The organism is Rathayibacter sp. AY1E3 (genome assembly GCF_002932235.1).
In the GTDB taxonomy this organism is placed as follows: Bacteria; Actinomycetota; Actinomycetes; order Actinomycetales; family Microbacteriaceae; genus Rathayibacter.
The window spans coordinates 153,297-172,834 of record NZ_PSVN01000007.1; the positions used below are offsets into that span (position 1 = coordinate 153,297).

The window sequence follows — 19,538 nt, forward strand, 5'->3', positions numbered from 1 at the left end:
CGCGACAGAGGGCTACTCGTCGAGCGCGAGCTCCTTGGGGAGCTCGAACTCCTTGCGGGAGAGCTCCTCGACGTTGACGTCCTTGAAGGTCAGCACGCGCACCGACTTCACGAAGCGGTCGGAGCGGTAGACGTCCCAGACCCACACGTCGCGCATGGTGAGCTCGAAGTAGAAGTCGTGCTCGGTGTCGCGGCGGACCAGGTCGACCTCGTTCGCCAGGTAGAACCGGCGCTCGGTCTCGACGACGTACGAGAACTGCGAGACGACGTCGCGGTACTCCCGGTACAGTGCCAGCTCGACCTCGCGGTCGTAGTCCTCGAATTCGTCCTCATCCATCGTTGGACAATCCTACGCCGAGCCGACGGGCCCGAGCGCCGGGAGCGGCTCCTCGACGCTCTCCCGCGACTTCGACAGCCAGGTCACCCGGTGCAGCGGGGATGGGCCGACCCGCTCGATCCCCGCCCAGTGCGCGGCGCTGCCGTAGCCCTTGTTGCTGTCCCAGGCGTAGTCGGCGAAATCGTCGTGGTGGCGCACCATCTGACCGTCCCTGCCCACCTTCGCGAGCACGGAGGCGGCGGAGACGGCCGCGCAGTCGCGGTCGGCCTTCACGCGGGTGACGATCGTCAGCTCGGCCGCCCACTCGCCCAGCGCGGGCGTCAGCCAGTCGTGAGCGCCGTCGAGGAGGACGACGGCGGTGGCGAGGTCGACGCCCTGGTCGGCGAGGCGCTCGATGCCCCTCGACGCGGCGCGGCCGAGGCCGGCGATGATCCCGGTCTCGTCGATCTCGTCCGCCGAGGACTCGCCGATCGCCCAGGCCGAGACCCACTTCGCGACTCCCGGCAGGAGCGCCTCGCGGCGGGCGGGAGCGAGCATCTTGGAGTCGCGGAGCCCCTCGGGGAAGCGCCCGCAACGGCTGCCGATCGACACGACACCGACCGACACCGGGCCGGCGATCGCGCCGCGGCCGACCTCGTCGCAGCCGATGACCGTCTCGTAGCCCTGCCGGAAGAGGCGCCGCTCCTGCGTCAGCGTCGGCTCGGCGACGACCACCTAGCCCTGCCCGCTCTGCGCGTCGTCCGGGCCCTCCTCGGAGGCCTCGGTGTCGACTCCGCGGAACACCGACGGGTAGTCGTCGAGCCACGCCCACTGCTGCACGGGCCAGGTCACGAGGATCGCGCGGCCCACGACGTTGTCGATCGGCACGAAGCCGCCGCCCGGCTTGTCGGTGTTGTAGCGGGAGTCGGCGGAGTTGTAGCGGTTGTCGCCCATCACCCAGAGCGAGCCCTCGGGCACGACGACGTCGAAGGGGGTGGCCGAGACCGCCTGCACCCCGTCCGGCAGCTTCACGTAGGGCTCGTCGATCGGGTTGCCGTTGATCTCGACCTGGCCGAGCGGTGTGCAGCAGGTCACGTGGTCGCCCGGCAGGCCGATGACGCGCTTGATGAGGTGGTCGTTGCTGTCGGGAGCGGTGAGGCCGACGAGCGCGAGGGCGGAGTCGACCGCGGCCTGGAACGGCGGCACGGAGGGCTCGGAGCTCGGCGAGAGCCATCCGCCGGGATCGCGGAAGACGACGACGTCGCCGCGCGAGATCTTCACCACTCCGGGTACGAGCTCGTTCACGAGGATCCGGTCGTTCTCGACGAGCGTCTGCTCCATCGAGGAGGAGGGGATGTAGAAGGAGCGGATCAGGAAGGTCTTCACGAGGAAGGAGACGAGCACCGCGACCACGAAGATGATCAGCACGTCGCGGAGGAAGAGCAGGACTCCCCGGCGCTTGCGCGGGCGCTTCTCGGACGGATCCGCCGAGTGGCGGGCGTGGTCCTCGCCTCCGGGAAGGCGGACCGGGGCCGTGCTGTCTGTCATCGCTCGCCGTCGCCCCTACTGTGCATCACCGGGTGGACTCCCCGGACGGATCGCCCCCGAGAAAGGGAGGAACCCCGGTCCATCATAGGTGGACCGGGGTTCCCGAGAAGTCGTGCGGATGCCGCTCAGGCGTCGCGCTTCTCCTTGATCTTGGCCTTCTTGCCGCGGAGGTTGCGCAGGTAGTAGAGCTTCGCGCGACGGACGTCACCGCGGGTGACGACCTCGATGTGGTCGATGACCGGCGAGTGCACGGGGAACGTGCGCTCGACGCCGACCTGGAAGCTCACCTTGCGGACGGTGAAGGTCTCGCGGACGCCCTCGTTGGAGCGGCCGATGACGACGCCCTGGAAGACCTGGATGCGCGAGCGGGAGCCCTCGACGATGTTGACGTGGACCTTGACGGTGTCGCCGGCGCGGAAGTCCGGGACATCGCTGCGGAGGGACGCCGCATCGACGGAATCGAGGATGTGCATGCTGTATCGCTCTCCGTGCCCGCCACAGGTCGAACACCGTTTCGTTGATGGAAGTCGGTCGTGCCCACGTCGTCGCGGCTCCCCTGTGGCAGAGCCTGCGCGAGGCACAAGCGCTCATTCTGCCATGCCGCGCCGATCCGAGTCAAAGCAGGGACGTTAGGAGGGCAGAGTCATGAGGAGGGCAGAGTCATGAGGAGGGCAGAGTCATGAGGAGGGCAGAGTCGTCAGGAGGGCAGAGCCGTCAAAAGGGCAGGGGCGCCCTGAGGCCAGAGCCGCGCAGAGGGCGGATCCGTCGAGAGGGCCGAGCCGTGGAACAGGGCGGGGCCTCGCAGTGGGACAGCGCTTCGCGGGACGCCCGACCCCTCAGAGGACGATGGTCTGCCCGTCCTGCGGGCGCTCCGGATCGAAGCCCTCGCCGGCGACCGGGCGGTGAGCGCCCTCGGCCTGCACGGACGCCGCCTCCGAGAAGGCGAGGAGAGTGGCCCTCGCGTCGGCGAGGAACCGCCACCCCGAGTGCCAGAAGGCCGCCACTCCGAGGACCACCGAGAGCAGGCCCAGCGCCCAGGCGCCGGGCGGGAAGAAGCCGAAGGCGATCAGGGAGAGGTGCCAGGCGCCGACCACGGCCACGTCGCCCCACGCGGGAGTGCGCGTGGGCCGAACGGTCACCCGGAATGCGACGATCGCGGCCACAGCCGCCAGCGCGACCGCCAGAATGGGGAGGGCGATCACCAGGCCGAGCACGGTCCAGCCGCTCGATCCTCCGAAGACCCCGTAGCCGAGGAGGATCCACAAGGGCAGCACGATCGCCGCCGGGAACTGCCAGGAACCGAATGCCCGTCGCGTGCGCATGCACCGACCGTACCCACCACCGCTGAGCGACGGCTCAGCGGACCCCGAGAGGATCAGGATGATCGAGCTACGCACCCCCGCCGAGATCGAGGAGATGCGTCCCGCCGGCCGCTTCGTCGGCGAGGTACTGAAGGCCACCTCCGCTGCCGCCGCGGTCGGCGTGAACCTGCTGGAGCTCGACCGGCTCGCCCACGACATGATCCGCGCGGCCGGCGCCGAGTCCTGCTACATCGACTACCACCCCTCCTTCGGCGCGAGCCCCTTCGGCAAGGTCATCTGCACCTCCGTCAACGACGCGGTGCTGCACGGCCTGCCCTTCGACTACCGGCTGAAGGACGGCGACCTGCTCACCCTCGACTTCGCCGCCTCCGTGAACGGCTGGGTCGCCGACTCGGCCATCAGCGTCGTGGTCGGGACGCCGCGCGAGGAGGACCTCGCCCTCATCGACACCACCACACGCGCGCTCGAGGCCGGCATCGCCGCCGCGCAGCCCGGGAAGAAGATCGGCGACATCTCCGCGGCCATCGCGGCCGTCGCACACGCCGAGGGCCTGTCCATCAACACCGACTTCGGCGGCCACGGCGTCGGCCGCACGATGCACGGCGATCCGCACATCCCCAACGACGGACGCGCCGGCCGCGGCTACCCGCTCCGCCCGGGCCTCGTCGTCGCGATCGAGCCGTGGTTCCTGCAGACGACCGACGAGATCTACACGGACAAGGACGGCTGGACCCTCCGCAGCCGCGACGGCTCGCGCGGCGCCCACATGGAGCACACGATCGCCATCACCGAGACGGGGAACATCGTCCTCTCCGCGCGGGACTGACTAAAGATGGACAGTACCGCTATCGGATAGCGATACTGTCCACGTGCGAATCTCGGAGCTCAGCCGCAGCAGCGGCGTCAGCCTGCCCACGATCAAGTACTACATCCGGGAGGGGCTGCTGCCGCCGGGCGACGCCGCCGGCCCCCAGCGGGCGGAGTACGGGGACGCCCATGTCGCCCGCCTGACGCTGCTCCGGGCGCTCATCGAGAGCGGCGGCGTCGGCATCGCCGGCGCGAAGCGGATCACGGCCGCGCTCGACGCGGGCGTCGGTCCGACAGCAGCGTTCGAGGTGGCGCAGGACGTGGTCTCCGTGAGCACCGACTCGACCGCGTCCGCCACCGAGGCGTCGACGCGGCGGATCGCCGAGGCCGCGGGCTCCGACCACTGCGGCCACCCTGCCGTCGCGACGGCGGCACGGGCGCTCGACGCGCTCGAGCTCTCCACCGGACCGATGAGCGCCGGCTGGCTCGAGGCCTACGCCCGCGCCGCCGCCCTCGTCGCCTCCGCCGACCTCGACGAACTGCAGGCCCGTGAGAGCGTGAGCGAGCAGGCTGCCGTCGCCGCCGTCGGCACCGCGCTCGGAGACGTGGTGCTGCAGTCGCTCCGGCGCGTCGCCCAGGCGCGCGAGACGCAGAGCCGCTTCGGCTCGACGGAGGTGCCCCGATGAGCGCCGCGACCGAGACGCCCGCGCGCACGGCCTCAGCTGCTCCGCACCGGCCGCTCCTGGTGCTCGCTGGCGCGATGGCGGTCGGCGCCCTCCTCTGCGCGATCGCGCTGGTCGTCGATCCCCGCGAGCTCGGCGGACAGCCGCTCTGGGGCAAGCCGCTGAAGTTCTGCCTCTCGATCGCGCTGTACGCCGTGACGCTCGCCTGGCTGATCGGGCTCGTGCCCCGCCGGCGCCGCCTCGCCCGAGCGCTGGGCACGGTCGCGGCGGTCGGTCTGGCGGTCGAGATGGTCGTGATCGGAGGCGCCGCCCTGGTCGGCGAGCGCAGCCACTTCGACGTCTCCACTCCCCTGCACGCCGCGCTCTGGGCCTCGATGGCCGTCTCGATCATGGTGGTCTGGCTGGCGACGCTGGTCCTCGCCGCCCTCCTGGCGCGGGTGCCGCTCGGCGACCCTGCGCTGACGCTCGCCGTCCGCGCCGGACTCGTGATCGGGCTCGTCGGGATGGCCCTCGCGTTCCTGATGACGGGGCCCTCGCCCGGCCAGATCAGCGACTACCAGGGCGTCGTCGGTGCGCACGCCGTCGGAGTCGCGGACGGCGGACCCAGCCTCCCCCTCCTGGGCTGGAGCACCACGGGGGGCGATCTGCGCATCCCGCACTTCGTCGGGATGCACGCTCTGCAGGGGCTCCCGCTGCTCGCGCTGCTGCTCGGACGGCTGGCAGCCCGGATCCCCGTCCTTCGCCCCGGATCCACCCGGCTGCGGCTCGTCGCCCTGGCCTCGGCGGGCTGGGCGGCCGCGGTGGCCCTCACCTGCTGGCAGGCGCTGCGCGGACAGGCGCTGACCGCACCGGACGCGCTGACCCTCGCCGTCGCTACTGTGGCCGTGATCGCCCTCGCCGGAGGGACGATCCTCACCCTCGCACGAACGGAGGCCCGCGCATGAGCCGGCTGCACCGCGGCTGGACGCCGCTCGGGATCGTCTACCTCGTCCTCGCCCTCGCCGGGCTGATCGGGACCTGGACCTGGAACGTGAGGGCGATGCAGGAGGGCGCGGACGTCCTCGCCGGCCTCGCCGCGGGCGGGCCGTGGGTGTCGTCGTTCTCGACCGACCTGCTGGTCGTCGCGATCGCGGCCGTCGCCTTCATGGTGGTGGAGGGCCGCCGGATCGGGATGCGCCGCGTGTGGATCCTGGTGCTGCTCGCGCCGCTGGTCGCCCTCGCGTTCGCGTTCCCCCTCTTCCTCGCCCTCCGCGACCGGCACCTGGCCCTCGCGGCCCGGTGACCGTGCGGCGCGGGGCTAGGGAAGCAGTTCGGGGCGGACGCGGCGCGTGCGCTCGACGCTCTGCTCGTGGCGCCAGGCGGCGATCGCCCCGTGGTTGCCGCTGAGGAGCACCGGAGGGACGTCGAGGCCGCGCCAGGAGGCCGGCTTGGTGTAGCTCGGGTACTCGAGCAGCCCGTCGGAGTGGCTCTCCTCGACCAGGCTCACCGGATTGCCGACCACGCCCGGGACCAGGCGTCCGACGGCCTCGATCATCGCCATCACGGCGACCTCTCCTCCGTTGAGGACGTAGTCGCCGAGGCTGATCAGCCGGACCCGCGCGCGCTCGGCGGTGTGGTCCACGACGCGCTGGTCGATGCCCTCGTAGCGGCCGCAGCCGAAGACGAGGGTGGACTCCTCCGCGAGCTCGCGGGCGGTCGCCTGGGTGAACAGCTCGCCCGCGGGCGACGGGAAGATCACGACGGGGTCGTCCGCGCCGTCGAGGATCGTGTCGAGCGCCTCGCCCCACGGCTCCGGTCGCATCACCATGCCGGCGCCGCCGCCGTAGGGCGTGTCGTCGACGGTGCGGTGGCGGTCGTGGGTGAAGTCCCGCAGGTCGTGCACGCCGAGCTCGATCAGCCCGCTCTGCCGAGCACGGCCGAGCAGGCTGATGTCGAGCACGCCGAAGAACTCCGGAAAGATCGTGACGATGTCGATCCTCACGACCGGGGCTCCTCCTCGGAGGCGGCGTCGGAGGCGGCCGGGGGCTCGTCGTCGGCGGGCTCTCCGAGAGCGGCGTCCGCGTCAGCGGAGTCCGCGTCATCGGAGGCGTCCGGCGCGTCGGCGTCCGCAGGCGCGCTCAGCGCCGGGTCCGCGAGGTCGACACCGCTGAGGTCGACCGCGGCGGGCTCCTCCTCGGGAGCCTCCTCGAACAGGCCGATCGGAGGCGTGACCGTGACGATCCCGGCCGCGGCGTCGACGGAGGGGACGATCGCGTTCACGAACGGCACCATCACCTCGCCGGAGGGGGTGCCGACGATGAGCAGGTCCTGCGCGGGGAAGTGGTCGACGCGGCGGACGGTGCCGACCTCGACGCCGTCGCGGACGACCTTCATGCCGACCAGCTGGTAGTCGTACCAGGAGTCGTCCTCGCCCGGCTGGGTCTGCACCTCCTCGTCGATCCAGAGGATCGCCTTCAGGAGGGTCTCAGCGGCGTTGCGGTCGTCGACACCTCGGAAGAACGCGACGGGGTGGCTGTTGTACCAGCGCAGCTCGACGAGCTCGAGCTTCTTGCCGTGCCACTCGGAGGTGCGCGGGACCTGCAGCGTGAACGTGGATCCGGGGGTGAAGCGCTTGTCGGGCTCGTCCGTGTAGAGCTCGAGCTTGATGGCGCCCTTGAGCCCGTGGGCCTTGGTGAGTCGGGCGACGCGGAGCTGCGTCGTGCCCGGTCCGGTGACCGACACCTCTACTTGTCGGTGTCGACGACGTCGACGCGCACGCGGCGCCCGTCGGCGAGCGCGGCGACGAGAGTGCGGACGGCCTTGGCTGTGCGACCGGAGCGTCCGATCACGCGACCGAGGTCCTCGGGGTGCACGCGCACCTCGAGGACCTCTCCGCGCGGGGAGCTCGTGGCCACGACACTGACCTCATCGGGGTTCTCGACGATCCCCTTGACGAGGTGTTCGACGGCGGGAGCGAGCACTGACTACGCCTCGGTGGAGGTCTCGTCGGCGGTGTCCTCGACCGGGGCGGCCTTGGCCGGAGCCTCGGACTTCGGCTTGAGAACGGGCTTCTTCTTCGCGTCGACGACGAACGGAGCCTTGGGCTCCTTCACCTGGACGGTGCTGACGGCGTCGGCGTCGCCCTTGAAGCGACCCCAGTCGCCGGTCAGCTTGAGGATCGCGGCGACCTGCTCGGTCGGCTGCGCGCCGACTCCGAGCCAGTACTGCGCGCGCTCCGAGTCGACCTGGATGAACGAGGGCTGCTCGGTCGGGTGGTACTTGCCGATCTCCTCGATCACGCGGCCGTCGCGCTTGGTGCGCGAGTCGGCGACGACGATGCGGTAGTAGGGCGCCCGGATCTTGCCGAGGCGCTTCAGACGAATCTTGACAGCCACAATTCTCCTGTGTGGTCGTTGACCGGTGTCCGGTCGATGATGGATGAACTGAGCCGTGAGCGTGGGGGCACACCCGGCGGAAGCTCGAGGGGGTTTCGTCGGCGGTGAGTAGAGGGTCGACCGCCTCGGACCCGACGGATCATTCTGCCAGAAAAACCGCCCCGGTGCGGGCCCGGCACGCCGCCGCCCAGCGGCACCCTCGCGGGAGCGGGCCTCGCGGGACCGGGAAGGCCTCCGCCGGGGCTCGGCGTCCGCCCCGGCCGCAGGTGGCAGGATGGCGAGGCGCGTCCCGATCGGCGGACGCCCGGATCCGATGAGGACCACGCCATGGAGATCAGCTTCGCCGCATCAGACCGCTCCACGCTCGGGATCGAGTGGGAGGTCGCGATCGTCGACCGGCAGACGGGCGATCTCGCCAACGTCGCCGATGTGGTGCTGGAGGCGCTCCGCAGCGACGACGGCGCCCCGCACCCGCACATCACCGGCGAGCTCCTGCGCAACACGGTCGAGCTGGTCTCCGGCGTGCACACCTCCGTCCGCGACGCGGTCGCCGACCTGCAGGATCAGCTGCGGCAGGTGCGCGAGATCACCGACCCCATGGGACTCGACCTCGTGTGCTCGGGCACGCACCCGTTCGCGCAGTGGTTCGACCAGGCCATCACGGACAAGGAGCGGTACCACCGCCTCATCGACCGGACCCAGTGGTGGGGCCGGAACATGATGATCTGGGGCATCCACGTGCACGTCGGCATCGAGCACCGCGACAAGGTGCTGCCGATCCTCAACTCCCTGCTCGACTACTACCCGCACCTGCAGGCGCTCTCGGCGTCGAGCCCGTTCTGGGGCGGAGTCGACACGGGCTACGCCTCGAACCGCGCGCTGATGTTCCAGCAGCTGCCGACGGCGGGCCTGCCTCCGCAGTTCGGTGCCTGGGCGAACTACGAGGAGTACGTCGACGACATGATGCGCACCGGCGTCATCGACGATCACACGGAGGTCCGCTGGGACATCCGCCCCTCGCCGCAGTGGGGCACTCTCGAGATGCGCGCGTGCGACGGCCTCTCCTCCGCGGAGGAGATCGGAGCGGTCGCCGCGCTGATCCAGTGCCTCGTCGAGCACCTCTCGTCGCGGCTGGACGCGGGCGAGGACCTTCCGACGATGCAGCCCTGGTACGTGCGCGAGAACAAGTGGCGCGCGGCCCGCTACGGACTCGACGCCGAGATCATCCTCGACGCCGCTGGAGCGGAGCGGCTGGTCACCGACGACATCCGCGACCTGCTCGTCACCCTCGCACCGGTCGCCGAGCGTCTCGACTGCGTGAAGGAGCTCGGCGACGTCGAGCTGATCCTGGTCGCGGGAGCGAGCTACCAGCGCCAGCTGCGGACGGCGGCGGCGAACGACGGCGACCTGAAGGCGGTGGTCCGGGCGCTCGCGGGCGAGTTGCGCGACGGGCTCCGGGATCCCCGCTCATGACGCGTCCCGTCCTCCTCGCCGCAGCCGCGATCGGCGCGCTGGCCCTCGGCCTCGCCGGCTGCTCGTCCTCGACGACGACCGGCCCGGCGACCGCGTCCCCCGCCGGCACCGCCACTCCCCTCCCGACCGTCACCGCCGATCCGCTGCCGCTCTCGATCGGCGGCTCTCTTCCCGTCGGCTCCCGGGTGACGATCGTCGGCGACAGCATCGTGCGCGGTCTGACGGTCGACCCGGAGCAGGCCTGGCCCGCTCTCGTCGGCGACGACCTCGGCTGGGACGTCACGAACCTGGGCTGCGACGGCGGCGGCTTCATCGAGCCGGGCGACTGCGGCGTCGCGATCGGCGACCGCGCGGAGGAGATCGCCGACACCCGGCCCGACGCGATCGTGCTGATCGCCAGCAGCAACGATCTCGGCTGGGATCCGGAGGACGTGGACGCCGCGATCGGGCCGGCAGTGGACGCGATCGTGTCCGCCTCGCCCTCGGCCCGGCTCATCGCGCTCGACTCGGTCTGGGGCCCCGACCCGCGTCCCTCCGATCTCGACGAGTACGACGCGGCACTGGTCGAGGCCGTGACGGCCGCCGGCGGCGGTGCGCTGGAGTACCCGGACCCCCTCCGCGAGGACGGGCTGCTCGGCGAGGACGGCGTGCATCCCACCGTCGAGGGCCAGCGCGCCCTGGCCGACGCGTTCGAGGTGGCGGCCGAGAAGTCCGGCCTCGCCCGGGCGGTGCCGACGGGACAGAAGGCGACGGACGCGCCGGCGGCCTGACTCCGACGCGGGGCGCCGTCGTGACGGCGCCCCGCCGGGTCAGCGCGCGGTGCTGTTCCGGCCGTCGCGCCAGCCGAGCAGGTCGCGCACGGGCGCGAGGTCGATGTCCGGACCGGTGATGCCGAGCGTGAACAGGCGGGCGCCCAGGTCGTACTGCTGGTCGAGCACGTCGAAGGAGGCGTCGCCGACACCGCCGCGCACGCTCGCGCCGGTCGAGATCTCGATCGCGGCCGGGTCGCGGTCGACTCGTCCGCACCACTCCGAGAGCACGCCGAGCTTGCGCTCGAGCGTCGGGACGTCCGAGAAGCTGTGCCAGATGTCGGCGTGCTCGGCGACGATCCGCAGCGTCTTCTTCTCGCCGCCGCCGCCGATCATCACCGGGATGTCGCGGGTGGGCGCCGGGTTGAGCATCGACCACCGGCTGCGGATGCGCGGCATCGCCTCGGAGAGCTCGTCGAGGCGGGAGCCGGGAGTGCCGAACTCGTAGCCGTACTCCTCGTAGTCGCGCTCGAACCAGCCCGAGCCGATGCCGAAGATCAGACGGCCCTCGGCGCCCTTGGCGCTGATGTGGTCGACCGTGCGCGCCATGTCGGCGAGGAGGTCGGGGTTCCGGTAGCTGTTGCAGGTGACCAGCGGGCCGAACTCGATGCGGCTGGTCTGCTCGGCCCAGGCCGCGAGCATGCTCCAGCCCTCGAAGTGCAGGCCGTTCGGCTCTCCCGAGAGCGGGAAGAAGTGGTCCCAGTTGAAGGCGATGTCGACGCCGAGGTCCTCGAGCTCGGCGAGCGTGTCGCGGATGACCTCGTAGGGGACGTGCTGCGGTGCGATCTGGACGCCGATGCGGACGGGGCGCGCGTGTGCGGTTGTCATGCCCTCACGCTAGCGAGCGGTGCGCCTCACGGGGATCCCCGCTGCGGCCCCCGGAGGGACGGCGCGCTACTCCCCCGCCGGGTCCGGCGACGCCGAGGGCGCCTCGTCGCTCGTGGAGCGGGCGAGCTTGACGACGGTGGCCCCCTCGTCGTCGAACAGGCGGAGCCGTCCGCCGTCGATCGAGGCCATCGCCGCCTCCGAGAAGATCATCGGCAGCGCGACGCCGTCGCAGGCGATCAGCGTGCTCGGCCCGGCCGACACGGTGAGGGCGCCCTCCTGGTCGATCGACCACTCGCCCAGCGCGCCGTTGCAGCCGTCGGAGCCCGTCCAGGTCCCGTCCTCCGCGATCAGGAGGAACGGCACGTCGGGCGCGTCGTAGGAGACGCCCGTCACCCAGCGGCCGACCAGGTCCTCCGGGGAGGGCGCCGTCATCGCGTCGACCCCGGAGCCCTCGGCGCAGCCGGTGAGCCCGAGCACGGCCGCGAGGACGAGGACCCCGCCCGCGCGTCCGGCCGCGACCCGCCTCATCGCCCGAGGAGCTTCTGCAGCTGCTCGAGCTCCTCCGGCGTGGGCTGGGCGCCCTTGCCGGCGCCGCCGCCCAGGCCGAAGCCGGAGCCGCCCGCATCGCCCGGGCGGGGCCCGGAGGTGATCGCCGCGTTCTCGGCCGCGCGCTTGGCGGGGTTGCCGGACTTGCTGCTCTTCTTCTTCTGCGCCTTCGGGCGGCCCTGGTAGCCGGCGCCGGGCACGGGGCCCATGCCGGGGACCGAGGGCATGCCGCCCTTGGCGACCGTCTTCATCATCTTGGCGGCCTGCTCGAAGCGCTGGACGAGCTGGTTGACGTCCGTGACCGTCATGCCGGAGCCGCGGGCGATGCGCAGGCGCCGCGAGCCGTTGAGCAGCTTCGGGTTGACCCGCTCCGCCTTCGTCATCGACTGGATGATCGCCTCGGTGCGCACGATCTCGCGCTCGTCGAACTGGTCGAGCTGCTCGCGCATGCCCTTCGCGCCGGGCAGCATGCCGATCATCTTCTTGATCGAGCCCATGTTGCGCAGCTGCTGCATCTGGCCGAGGAAGTCGTCGAGGGTGAACGTGTCCCCCATGATCTTCTCGGCGATCTTGCGCGCCTCGTCCTCGTCGAACGCGGACTGGGCCTGCTCGATGAGGGTCAGCACGTCGCCGAGGTCGAGGATGCGGCTCGCCATGCGGTCGGGGTGGAACTGCTCGAAGTCGTCGAGCGACTCGCCCGTGGAGGCGAAGAGGATCGGGCGGCCGGTGAGCGAGGCGACCGAGAGCGCCGCGCCTCCGCGGGCGTCGCCGTCGAGCTTGGAGAGGACGACGCCGGTGAAGTCGACTCCCTCCTGGAAGGCCTTGGCGGTCGCGACCGCGTCCTGGCCGATCATCGCGTCGATGACGAACAGGACCTCGTCGGGGTTCGTGACGCGGCGGATGTCGGCGGCCTGCTTCATCATGTCGGCGTCGACGCCGAGGCGTCCGGCCGTGTCGATGATGACCGTGTCGTACTGCTTGTCGGTCGCGAAGCGGATCGCGTTCTGAGCGACCTTGACCGGATTGCCGACGCCGTTGCCCGGCTCCGGCGCGTAGACCGCGACTCCGGCCTGCTCGCCGACGACCTGCAGCTGCTGCACGGCGTTGGGGCGCTGGAGGTCGGCCGCGACGAGCAGCGGGGTGTGGCCGTCCTTGCCCAGGTACTTGCCGAGCTTGCCCGCGAGGGTCGTCTTGCCCGCGCCCTGGAGGCCGGCGAGCATGATGACGGTCGGCGGGCGCTTGGCGAACTCGAGCCGGCGCGACTGCCCGCCGAGGATCGCGACGAGCTCCTCGTTGACGATCTGGACGACCTGCTGGGCCGGGTTGAGCGCCTTGTTGACCTCGTCGCCGAGGGCGCGCTCGCGCACCTTGCCGGTGAACTCCTTCACGACCTCCAGCGCGACGTCGGCGTCGAGGAGGGCCCGCCGGATCTCGCGGACGGTGCCGTCGACGTCCGACGCGGAGAGCTTGCCCTTCGTCCGGAGGTTCTTGAAGGTCTCGACGAGTCGATCGGAGAGGGTGCCGAAAGTAGCCATGATGCCCGGAATTCTACCGGAGGCCCGGAGGGTCGGCGGGCGGGGCCGCCGATCGGCTCGCGATCGGCGCGATCACCGCGGAGCGGATTAACTGGTCCGGGTCCAAGAACAGGGCTAGGGTGGCCCGGTGATCGAGACACTGGTGGCGGGCGACTCCGCGGATCCCCTGGACTACACCGACGGCTGGGAGCTGCAGCGCCGCCTGCACGCCGAGGTGGTGGCGGGCTCGAGGCCGGACACCCTCGTGCTCTGCGAGCACTCCTCCGTCTACACCGCCGGCAAGCGCACCGAGGCGCACGAGCGCCCGGACGACGGCTCGCCCGTGGTCGACGTCGACCGCGGAGGGCGGATCACCTGGCACGGCCCGGGCCAGCTCGTCGGCTACCCGATCGTGCGGCTCGGCGAGCCCGTCGACGTGGTCGCCTACGTCCGCTCGCTGGAGGGCGTGCTGATCGCCGCTCTCGATGACCTGGGCGTGCAGGGGCGGCGCGTCGACGGGCGCTCGGGAGTGTGGATCCCGAGGGACGGCGGCGCCGACAAGATCGCCGCGATCGGCATCCGCGTCGCCTCGGGCGTGACGATGCACGGATTCGCCCTCAACGTCTCGAACAGGCTCGAGCCCTACGCCCGCATCGTCGCCTGCGGCATCGCCGACGCCGGAGTGACCACGCTCGAGCGCGAGCGCGGCGAGGCTCCGCCCATGGAGGCGGTGCGGGCGCGGGTGGCGGCGCGCTTCTCGGAGGCGGCCCCCGCCTTCTCCGCCCGCATCGAGGAGGTCGCCGCGTGAGCGCCGAGGCCGGCGGCCGCAAGCTCCTGCGGCTGGAGATCCGCAACGCCGAGACGCCGATCGAGCGCAAGCCCGAGTGGATACGCACGAAGGCCTCGATGGGCCCGGAGTACCTGCAGCTGCAGTCGCTGGTGAAGAGCGAGGAGCTGCACACCGTCTGCCAGGAGGCGGGCTGCCCCAACATCTTCGAGTGCTGGGAGGACCGCGAGGCGACCTTCCTCATCGGGGGCGCCCAGTGCACCCGCCGCTGCGACTTCTGCCAGATCGACACCGGGAAGCCCGCGGACTACGACGCGGACGAGCCCCGGCGCGTCGGCGAGTCCGTGGCGCGGATGAACCTCCGCTACGCGACCGTCACCGGAGTCGCCCGCGATGACCTGCCGGACGAGGGCTCCTGGCTCTACGCCGAGACCATCCGCCAGATCCACGCCCAGGCTCCGGGCACGGGGGTCGAGATCCTGGTCCCGGACTTCACCGGCCGCGCCGAGCACCTGCAGCGGGTGTTCGACGCGGAGCCGGAGGTGTTCGCCCACAACGTCGAGACGGTGCCGCGGATCTTCAAGCGCATCCGGCCGGCCTTCCGCTACGAGCGCTCGCTCGACGTGCTCACCCAGGGCCGGGAGGCGGGGCTGATCACGAAGTCGAACCTCATCCTCGGCATGGGCGAGGAGCGGGAGGAGATCTCGCAGGCGCTGCAGGACCTCCACGACGCCGGCACCGACATCGTGACCATCACGCAGTACCTCCGCCCGACGCCGCGGCATCTGCCGGTGGACCGCTGGGTGCACCCGGAGGAGTTCGTGGCGATCAAGGAGGAGGCCGAGGACATCGGCTTCCTCGGCGTCCTCGCCGGGCCCCTGGTCCGATCCTCCTACCGGGCCGGCCGGCTCTGGGCGCGCTCGATGGAGTCGAAGGGGCTGCCGGTCCCGGAGCACCTGCGCCACCTCGCCGACGCGGCACTGGGCTTCTCGCAGGCCGTGTAGCCCGCCACCGGGACGGCGCCGGCGCGTCGTTCCGGGCGGGGCCGCTCAGCTGACGAGCTGCTGGGCGAAGACGTGGGGGGTGAAGCCGGTGAGGTCGCCGATGCCCTCGCCCTGGCCGACGAGCTTGATCGGGATGCCGGTGCGCTCCTGGACCGCGAGGACGAAGCCGCCCTTCGCGGAGCCGTCGAGCTTGGTGATGACCAGGCCGGTGACGCCTGCGTGCTCGATGAACGCCTCGGCCTGGCTCAGCCCGTTCTGACCGGTCGTCGCGTCGAGCACGAGCAGGATCTCGGAGATCGGGGCCTGCTTCTCGATGACGCGCTTGATCTTCGTGAGCTCGTCCATCAGCCCGCCCTTGGTGTGCAGGCGGCCGGCCGTGTCGATGATGACCATCTCGACGCCGGTGTCCTTCGCGAACTGCACGGTCTGGAAGGCGACGGACGCCGGATCCTGGCGCTCCTGCTGAGGGCGGACGATCTGGGCGTCGGCGCGCTGCGCCCAGGTGGCGAGCTGGTCGACCGCCGCGGCGCGGAAGGTGTCGGCCGCGCCGACCACGACGCTCCGGCCGTAGTTGCGGAGGAACTTGGCGAACTTGCCGATGGTCGTGGTCTTGCCGACGCCGTTCACGCCGACCACGAGGATCACGGCGGGGCGCTCGCTGAGCTTGAGGGTGGTGTCGTACTTCGACAGGCGCTCCTCGAGGGACTCGCGGAGCATCCGCTGGAGGTCGCGCGGGTCGGTGGTGGAGTATCGGGCCACCTTGGCGCGGAGGTCGTCGACGATCTCCTCGGTGATGTCGGGGCCGAAGTCGGCGGTGATCAGCGCCGTCTCGAGGTCGTCCCAGGTCTGGTCATCGATCGTGCGCTTCTCGAACAGGCCGCGCAGTGCGCGGCCGAGCGACCAGGAGGTGCGTTCTGCCATGGGTCCAGGCTACCGGCGGGCGCGCCTCCGAGCGGTCGGGGAGGCGGGTTCAGGCCGGGGGCGCGGCGATGCGCTGGCCGACAACGGCCGAGACGCCGTCCTGCCGCATCGAGACGCCGTAGAGGGCGTCCGCGATCTCCATGGTCCGCTTCTGGTGGGTGATGACGATCAGCTGGCTCGAGGTGCGCAGGTCCTCGAAGATGCTGAGCAGTCGGCCGAGATTCGCGTCGTCGAGAGCGGCCTCCACCTCGTCCATGATGTAGAAGGGGCTCGGCCGCGACTTGAAGATGGCGACCATGAACGCCACGGCCGCGAGCGAGCGCTCCCCTCCGGAGAGGAGCGACAGCCGCTCGATCTTCTTGCCGGCCGGCCGCACCGCGACCTCGATGCCGGTGGTGAGCAGGTTCTCCGGGTCGGTCAGGCGGATGCTGCCGGTGCCGCCGGGGAAGAGGACGGGGAACACGTCCGCGAACGCCGCCTGCGTGTCGTCGAACGCGGAGGCGAACACGGTCTGCATCGTCTCGTCGAGCTCCTCGATGATGGTGAGCAGGTCCCGCCGGGTCCCGGTGAGGTCGGCCAGCTGCTCGGTCAGGAACGCGTGCCGCTGCTCCAGCGCGGCGAACTCCTCCAGCGCGAGCGGATTGACGCGGCCCAGCTGCCCCAGCTGCTTCTCGGCCTTCTCGAGGCGGCGGCGCTGCTCCTCGCGGACGTAGGGCCGCGGCTCCTGCTCCTCGTCCGTCTCGTCGGGGACGCCGACTCCGGGACCGTACTCCTCCACCAGCACGTCCTCGGTGAGCCCGAGCTCGGACGCGGCGCGCTCGAGCAGACCGGTGAGCTGCAGCCTCTTCTCGTAGATCTGCAGCTCGAGGCCGTGCACGCTCTCGGTGACGGACTGGAGCCGGTCGCGCACGCTCCCCTCCTCGCGGCGGAGCCCCTGCAGCTCGGCGTTCTGCTGCGAGCGCGCCGCCTCGGCCGCGACGAGCTCGGCCCGGGCCTGCTGGACGGAGCGGTCGACGGAGGCGAGGACGGCGGGGAGCGCGGCGGTCACCTCGGCCGCGGCGTCGCGCTGGCGACGGCGGATCACGGCGCGGCGCGCGGCCTCGTCGGCGGCGGCGCGGTCGGCGGCCAGCTGGCGGGCCAGCGCCTCCCCGCGGGACTGCTCCGCCCGCACCCGCTCCTTGGCGGTCTCGACGCCGAGCCGCGCCTCGATCTCGCGCTCGCGTGCGGTGTCGACGTCGCGCTGCAGACCGTCGCGCGCGCTCGCGTCGAGCACCGGCCGGGGCCTGGCGCGCGCGGCGTCGAGCGCCGACCTCGCCTCCTGGGCCGCGCGCTCGGCGTCGCCGACCCGGTCCGAGGCGACGGCCAGCGCCCTCGAGCCCCGGCCGTGCTCGGCGGTGGCCGCCTCGAGCTGGGCGCGCACGCCGCCGAGCCGCTCGGTGTGGGCGGCACGGGCGGCGTCGTGCTCGCGGAGGGCCGAGAGCGCGCTCGCGGCCTGCTCCTTCGCGCCGCGGAGCGCACCGGTCTGCTCGGCGAGCTCGAAGCGGAGCCGGTCGATCCCGCCCTCGACCTCCTCCAGCCGGGCGGCGGCCGAGTCGCGCTCGGAGACGAGCTCGATCCGGCTGCGCTGCCCGCCGGAGCCGGCGCTCTGCACGGCGTCGGAGACGGTCGCGCCGTCGCGGGTGACCAGGACGGTGCCCGGATCGATGCCCTCTCTCAGGCGCCGCGCCGCGGCGAGGTCCTCGACCACGAGCACGCGCTCGAGGAGCGAGAGGACCCCGGCCGGCGCCGAGACGAGGTCGCCCGCGCGTTCCGCCCCCTCGGGAACGGTGAGAGCGACGTACGGCCGGGCGGCGTCGGCGACCAGCAGCTCGACGCGTCCGAGGTCGCGCTCCAGCGCGGCGTCCAGAGCCGCGTCGGCCCGGGTGGTCGACTCGACCAGCACGGCGTCGGCGACCGCGCCGAGGGCGGCGGCGATCGCGGCCTCGGACCCCGGCCGCACCTGGATCCGCTCGGCGACCCGGCCGCGCACCCCCTCGATCCGGGCGGCGATCAGCTCGGCCGAGCCGTCCGAGACGTCGAGGGCCAGCGACAGGGCACCCGTGCGGGCGGCCAGCGCCTCGCGCTCGCGCTCCAGGGCGTGCAGCTCCTCGCGCAGCCGCTCGATTCCGGCCTCGGCGGCCGAGACCGCGGACTGGGCGAGCTCGTAGCCCTCGTCGAGGCCGCCGTCGGGGCCGCGGCCCGCGTCGTCCAGCTCGGCCTCCAGAGCGTCGAGCGCCCGCCGCGCCGCCTCCTTCCGCCGGTCGGCCGCATCGAGGGTGTTCTGCGCGCGCAGGACCTCGCCCCGGACGGACGCGAGACGGGAGGCGGCGGTGTCGGCCTGCCCCGAGAGGGTGGAGAGCTCGAGGTCGTAGCGCGAGACGAGGGCCGCCTGCGCGGCGATCTCCTCGTCGACCGCGTCGAGGGCGGAGCGGGCGGCGACGGTCGTGCGCTGCGCCTGGACCCACGCCGTCTCCGCGTCGAGGACGGCCTGCCGCAGGCGCTCCAGCTCGACCCGCGCCTCCTCCACCTGGGCCGGCGTCACGCGCGGCTGGATCTGCGGCTGCTCGGACTCGAGCTCGAGCATCGCGAGCCGCTGCCCGGCGAGGGCCGAGAGGTTGCGCAGCCGCTCCTGCACCGACTCCAGCTCGAACGAGGTGCGCCGGGCGTCGTCGACCGCGTCGCCGACCGCCTCCGCCTCGATCCGCGCTCGCCGGAGCGTCGCCTGCTCGAGCCGCTGCTGCAGGACCACCCGCTCGCTGTGCCGCTCGCTCTCGGTGAGGGCGAAGCCGTCCAGAGCGGTCCGGAGCGCGACCACGTCGTCGGCGAGCAGGCGCGCCCGGGCGTCGCGCACCACGGCGGCGATCGTCTGCGCCTGCCGTGCGACCTCGGCCTGGCGCCCGAGGGGCTTGAGCTGGCGCCGGATCTCGCCCGCGAGGTCGGAGAGGCGGGTCAGGTTCGCCTGCATCGCCTCGAGCTTGCGGAGCGTCTTCTCCTTGCGGCGGCGGTGCTTCAGGATCCCGGCGGCCTCCTCGATGAACCCGCGCCGCTCCTCGGGGGTCGCGTGCAGCACGGCGTCGAGCTGTCCCTGCCCCACGATGACGTGCATCTCGCGCCCGAGACCGGAGTCGCTCAGCAGCTCCTGCACGTCGAGCAGCCGGCAGCCGCGTCCGTTGATCGCGTACTCGCTGCCGCCGTTGCGGAAGAGGGTCCGGGTGATCGTCACCTCGGTGTACTCGATCGGCAGGGCGCCGTCCGAGTTGTCGATGGTGAGCGCGACCTCGGCGCGGCCGAGGGGTCCGCGGGTGGAGGTGCCCGCGAAGATGACGTCCTCCATCTTGCCGCCGCGGAGCGTCTTCGCCCCCTGCTCCCCCATCACCCAGGCGAGCGCGTCGACGACGTTGCTCTTGCCCGAGCCGTTGGGGCCGACGACGCAGGTGACCCCCGGCTCGAAGGCGAACGTGGTCGGCTGAGCGAAGGACTTGAACCCCTTGAGGGTCAGGCTCTTCAGGTACACCCGGCCGCCTCGCTCCCGTCCACAACGCCTCCACGGTAGCCGACGGCCGCGGCC

At 72.1% G+C, this 19,538-nt stretch carries 22 protein-coding genes; 8 read left to right on the plus strand and 14 right to left on the minus strand.

The features are described from left to right. Positions 1–12: 12 nt before the first annotated feature. The 5 genes from C5C53_RS08115 to C5C53_RS08135 all read right to left on the minus strand — a co-directional run bounded on the left by C5C53_RS08115 (position 13) and on the right by C5C53_RS08135 (position 3,185). Positions 13–336: a DUF2469 domain-containing protein gene (locus C5C53_RS08115; RefSeq protein ID WP_055792576.1), complete on the minus strand. Its 324-nt coding sequence runs from the start codon at positions 334–336 to the stop codon at positions 13–15. Positions 337–348: 12 nt separating this feature from the next. Beyond that, positions 349–1,050 carry a ribonuclease HII gene (locus C5C53_RS08120; protein WP_104226870.1) on the minus strand — a complete coding sequence of 234 codons (702 nt, stop codon included), beginning with the start codon at positions 1,048–1,050 and terminating at the stop codon, positions 349–351. Continuing rightward, positions 1,051–1,863 (minus strand): signal peptidase I, encoded by an 813-nt coding sequence (gene lepB, locus C5C53_RS08125; protein WP_104267273.1) that lies wholly within the window; start codon positions 1,861–1,863, stop codon positions 1,051–1,053. It lies immediately after the preceding gene. A 125-nt stretch (positions 1,864–1,988) separates the two neighbouring features. Then, a complete protein-coding gene (gene rplS, locus C5C53_RS08130; protein ID WP_104223904.1) occupies positions 1,989–2,336 on the minus strand; it encodes a 50S ribosomal protein L19 in 348 nt (115 codons plus the stop codon). Between the two features lie 363 nt (positions 2,337–2,699). Beyond that, positions 2,700–3,185: a hypothetical protein gene (locus C5C53_RS08135; RefSeq protein ID WP_104247628.1), complete on the minus strand. Its 486-nt coding sequence runs from the start codon at positions 3,183–3,185 to the stop codon at positions 2,700–2,702. Between the two features lie 58 nt (positions 3,186–3,243). Between C5C53_RS08135 and map the strand changes: the two genes are divergently transcribed. Genes map through C5C53_RS08155 form a run of 4 tightly spaced genes read left to right on the plus strand, consistent with a single transcriptional unit; the run spans position 3,244 to position 5,957 of the window. Further along, positions 3,244–4,011: a type I methionyl aminopeptidase gene (gene map, locus C5C53_RS08140; protein ID WP_104267274.1), complete on the plus strand. Its 768-nt coding sequence runs from the start codon at positions 3,244–3,246 to the stop codon at positions 4,009–4,011. A gap of 43 nt (positions 4,012–4,054) precedes the next feature. Beyond that, a complete protein-coding gene (locus tag C5C53_RS08145; protein ID WP_104262841.1) occupies positions 4,055–4,678 on the plus strand; it encodes a MerR family transcriptional regulator in 624 nt (207 codons plus the stop codon). Further along, complete coding sequence (locus tag C5C53_RS08150) at positions 4,675–5,619, plus strand: hypothetical protein (RefSeq protein ID WP_104267275.1); 945 nt, start codon at positions 4,675–4,677, stop codon at positions 5,617–5,619. Before C5C53_RS08145 ends, C5C53_RS08150 begins: the two co-directional genes overlap by 4 nt. Continuing rightward, entirely contained in the window at positions 5,616–5,957 is a 342-nt protein-coding gene (locus tag C5C53_RS08155) for a DUF2834 domain-containing protein (protein ID WP_104250523.1), read from the plus strand. The genes C5C53_RS08150 and C5C53_RS08155 overlap by 4 nt, the downstream gene beginning before the upstream one ends. A 15-nt stretch (positions 5,958–5,972) precedes the next feature. On the opposite strand, the gene trmD is transcribed toward C5C53_RS08155, so the two are convergent. From trmD to rpsP, 4 genes are read right to left on the minus strand one after another with little or no spacing between them, the layout of a single operon-like run. Further along, positions 5,973–6,656: a tRNA (guanosine(37)-N1)-methyltransferase TrmD gene (trmD, locus tag C5C53_RS08160; RefSeq protein WP_104267276.1), complete on the minus strand. Its 684-nt coding sequence runs from the start codon at positions 6,654–6,656 to the stop codon at positions 5,973–5,975. Continuing rightward, positions 6,653–7,396, minus strand: coding sequence for a ribosome maturation factor RimM (rimM, locus tag C5C53_RS08165; RefSeq protein WP_104267277.1), 744 nt, complete (start codon positions 7,394–7,396; stop codon positions 6,653–6,655). The genes trmD and rimM overlap by 4 nt, the downstream gene beginning before the upstream one ends. Positions 7,397–7,398: 2 nt before the next feature. Beyond that, positions 7,399–7,635, minus strand: a complete 237-nt coding sequence (locus C5C53_RS08170; RefSeq protein WP_068210678.1) for an RNA-binding protein — start codon at positions 7,633–7,635, stop codon at positions 7,399–7,401. A 3-nt stretch (positions 7,636–7,638) separates the two neighbouring features. Then, complete coding sequence (gene rpsP, locus C5C53_RS08175; RefSeq protein ID WP_104223912.1) at positions 7,639–8,049, minus strand: 30S ribosomal protein S16; 411 nt, start codon at positions 8,047–8,049, stop codon at positions 7,639–7,641. 327 nt (positions 8,050–8,376) lie between these two features. On the opposite strand from rpsP, the gene C5C53_RS08180 reads away from it, so the two are divergent. Further along, complete coding sequence (locus C5C53_RS08180; protein WP_104267278.1) at positions 8,377–9,522, plus strand: glutamate--cysteine ligase; 1,146 nt, start codon at positions 8,377–8,379, stop codon at positions 9,520–9,522. Further along, a complete protein-coding gene (locus C5C53_RS08185) occupies positions 9,519–10,292 on the plus strand; it encodes an SGNH/GDSL hydrolase family protein (protein ID WP_104267279.1) in 774 nt (257 codons plus the stop codon). Before C5C53_RS08180 ends, C5C53_RS08185 begins: the two co-directional genes overlap by 4 nt. A 39-nt stretch (positions 10,293–10,331) precedes the next feature. Here the strand turns inward: C5C53_RS08185 and C5C53_RS08190 are convergent, their stop codons facing one another. The 3 genes from C5C53_RS08190 to ffh form a co-directional block, all read right to left on the minus strand. Further along, on the minus strand, positions 10,332–11,159 hold the full coding sequence (locus C5C53_RS08190) for an LLM class F420-dependent oxidoreductase (protein ID WP_104223915.1): 828 nt from the start codon (positions 11,157–11,159) through the stop codon (positions 10,332–10,334). A gap of 66 nt (positions 11,160–11,225) precedes the next feature. Continuing rightward, positions 11,226–11,687 (minus strand): META domain-containing protein, encoded by a 462-nt coding sequence (locus tag C5C53_RS08195; protein ID WP_104267280.1) that lies wholly within the window; start codon positions 11,685–11,687, stop codon positions 11,226–11,228. After that, positions 11,684–13,240 carry a signal recognition particle protein gene (gene ffh / locus C5C53_RS08200; protein WP_104267281.1) on the minus strand — a complete coding sequence of 519 codons (1,557 nt, stop codon included), beginning with the start codon at positions 13,238–13,240 and terminating at the stop codon, positions 11,684–11,686. The genes C5C53_RS08195 and ffh overlap by 4 nt, the downstream gene beginning before the upstream one ends. 127 nt (positions 13,241–13,367) lie before the next feature. Here ffh and lipB point away from each other — a divergent pair, with 127 nt between their 5' ends. Next, entirely contained in the window at positions 13,368–14,027 is a 660-nt protein-coding gene (gene lipB / locus C5C53_RS08205; RefSeq protein WP_104267282.1) for a lipoyl(octanoyl) transferase LipB, read from the plus strand. Continuing rightward, positions 14,024–15,010, plus strand: coding sequence for a lipoyl synthase (gene lipA, locus C5C53_RS08210; protein ID WP_104247634.1), 987 nt, complete (start codon positions 14,024–14,026; stop codon positions 15,008–15,010). Before lipB ends, lipA begins: the two co-directional genes overlap by 4 nt. A gap of 45 nt (positions 15,011–15,055) precedes the next feature. Here lipA and ftsY read toward each other — a convergent pair whose 3' ends face one another. Then, a complete protein-coding gene (gene ftsY / locus C5C53_RS08215; RefSeq protein ID WP_104223920.1) occupies positions 15,056–15,931 on the minus strand; it encodes a signal recognition particle-docking protein FtsY in 876 nt (291 codons plus the stop codon). 49 nt (positions 15,932–15,980) lie between these two features. Further along, positions 15,981–19,484, minus strand: coding sequence for a chromosome segregation protein SMC (gene smc, locus C5C53_RS08220; RefSeq protein WP_104267283.1), 3,504 nt, complete (start codon positions 19,482–19,484; stop codon positions 15,981–15,983). Positions 19,485–19,538 lie beyond the last annotated feature (54 nt).

Bases quoted from the DNA above. Each gene is read 5' to 3' on its own strand.
- C5C53_RS08115 (WP_055792576.1), bottom strand. From the start codon at position 336: ATGGATGAGGACGAATTCGAGGACTACGACCGCGAGGTCGAGCTGGCA.
- lepB (WP_104267273.1), bottom strand. From the start codon at position 1,863: ATGACAGACAGCACGGCCCCGGTCCGCCTTCCCGGAGGCGAGGACCAC.
- rplS (WP_104223904.1), bottom strand. From the start codon at position 2,336: ATGCACATCCTCGATTCCGTCGATGCGGCGTCCCTCCGCAGCGATGTC.
- C5C53_RS08135 (WP_104247628.1), bottom strand. From the start codon at position 3,185: ATGCGCACGCGACGGGCATTCGGTTCCTGGCAGTTCCCGGCGGCGATC.
- map (WP_104267274.1), top strand. From the start codon at position 3,244: ATGATCGAGCTACGCACCCCCGCCGAGATCGAGGAGATGCGTCCCGCC.
- C5C53_RS08150 (WP_104267275.1), top strand. From the start codon at position 4,675: ATGAGCGCCGCGACCGAGACGCCCGCGCGCACGGCCTCAGCTGCTCCG.
- C5C53_RS08155 (WP_104250523.1), top strand. From the start codon at position 5,616: ATGAGCCGGCTGCACCGCGGCTGGACGCCGCTCGGGATCGTCTACCTC.
- C5C53_RS08180 (WP_104267278.1), top strand. From the start codon at position 8,377: ATGGAGATCAGCTTCGCCGCATCAGACCGCTCCACGCTCGGGATCGAG.
- C5C53_RS08185 (WP_104267279.1), top strand. From the start codon at position 9,519: ATGACGCGTCCCGTCCTCCTCGCCGCAGCCGCGATCGGCGCGCTGGCC.
- C5C53_RS08190 (WP_104223915.1), bottom strand. From the start codon at position 11,159: ATGACAACCGCACACGCGCGCCCCGTCCGCATCGGCGTCCAGATCGCA.
- C5C53_RS08195 (WP_104267280.1), bottom strand. From the start codon at position 11,687: ATGAGGCGGGTCGCGGCCGGACGCGCGGGCGGGGTCCTCGTCCTCGCG.
- ffh (WP_104267281.1), bottom strand. From the start codon at position 13,240: ATGGCTACTTTCGGCACCCTCTCCGATCGACTCGTCGAGACCTTCAAG.
- ftsY (WP_104223920.1), bottom strand. From the start codon at position 15,931: ATGGCAGAACGCACCTCCTGGTCGCTCGGCCGCGCACTGCGCGGCCTG.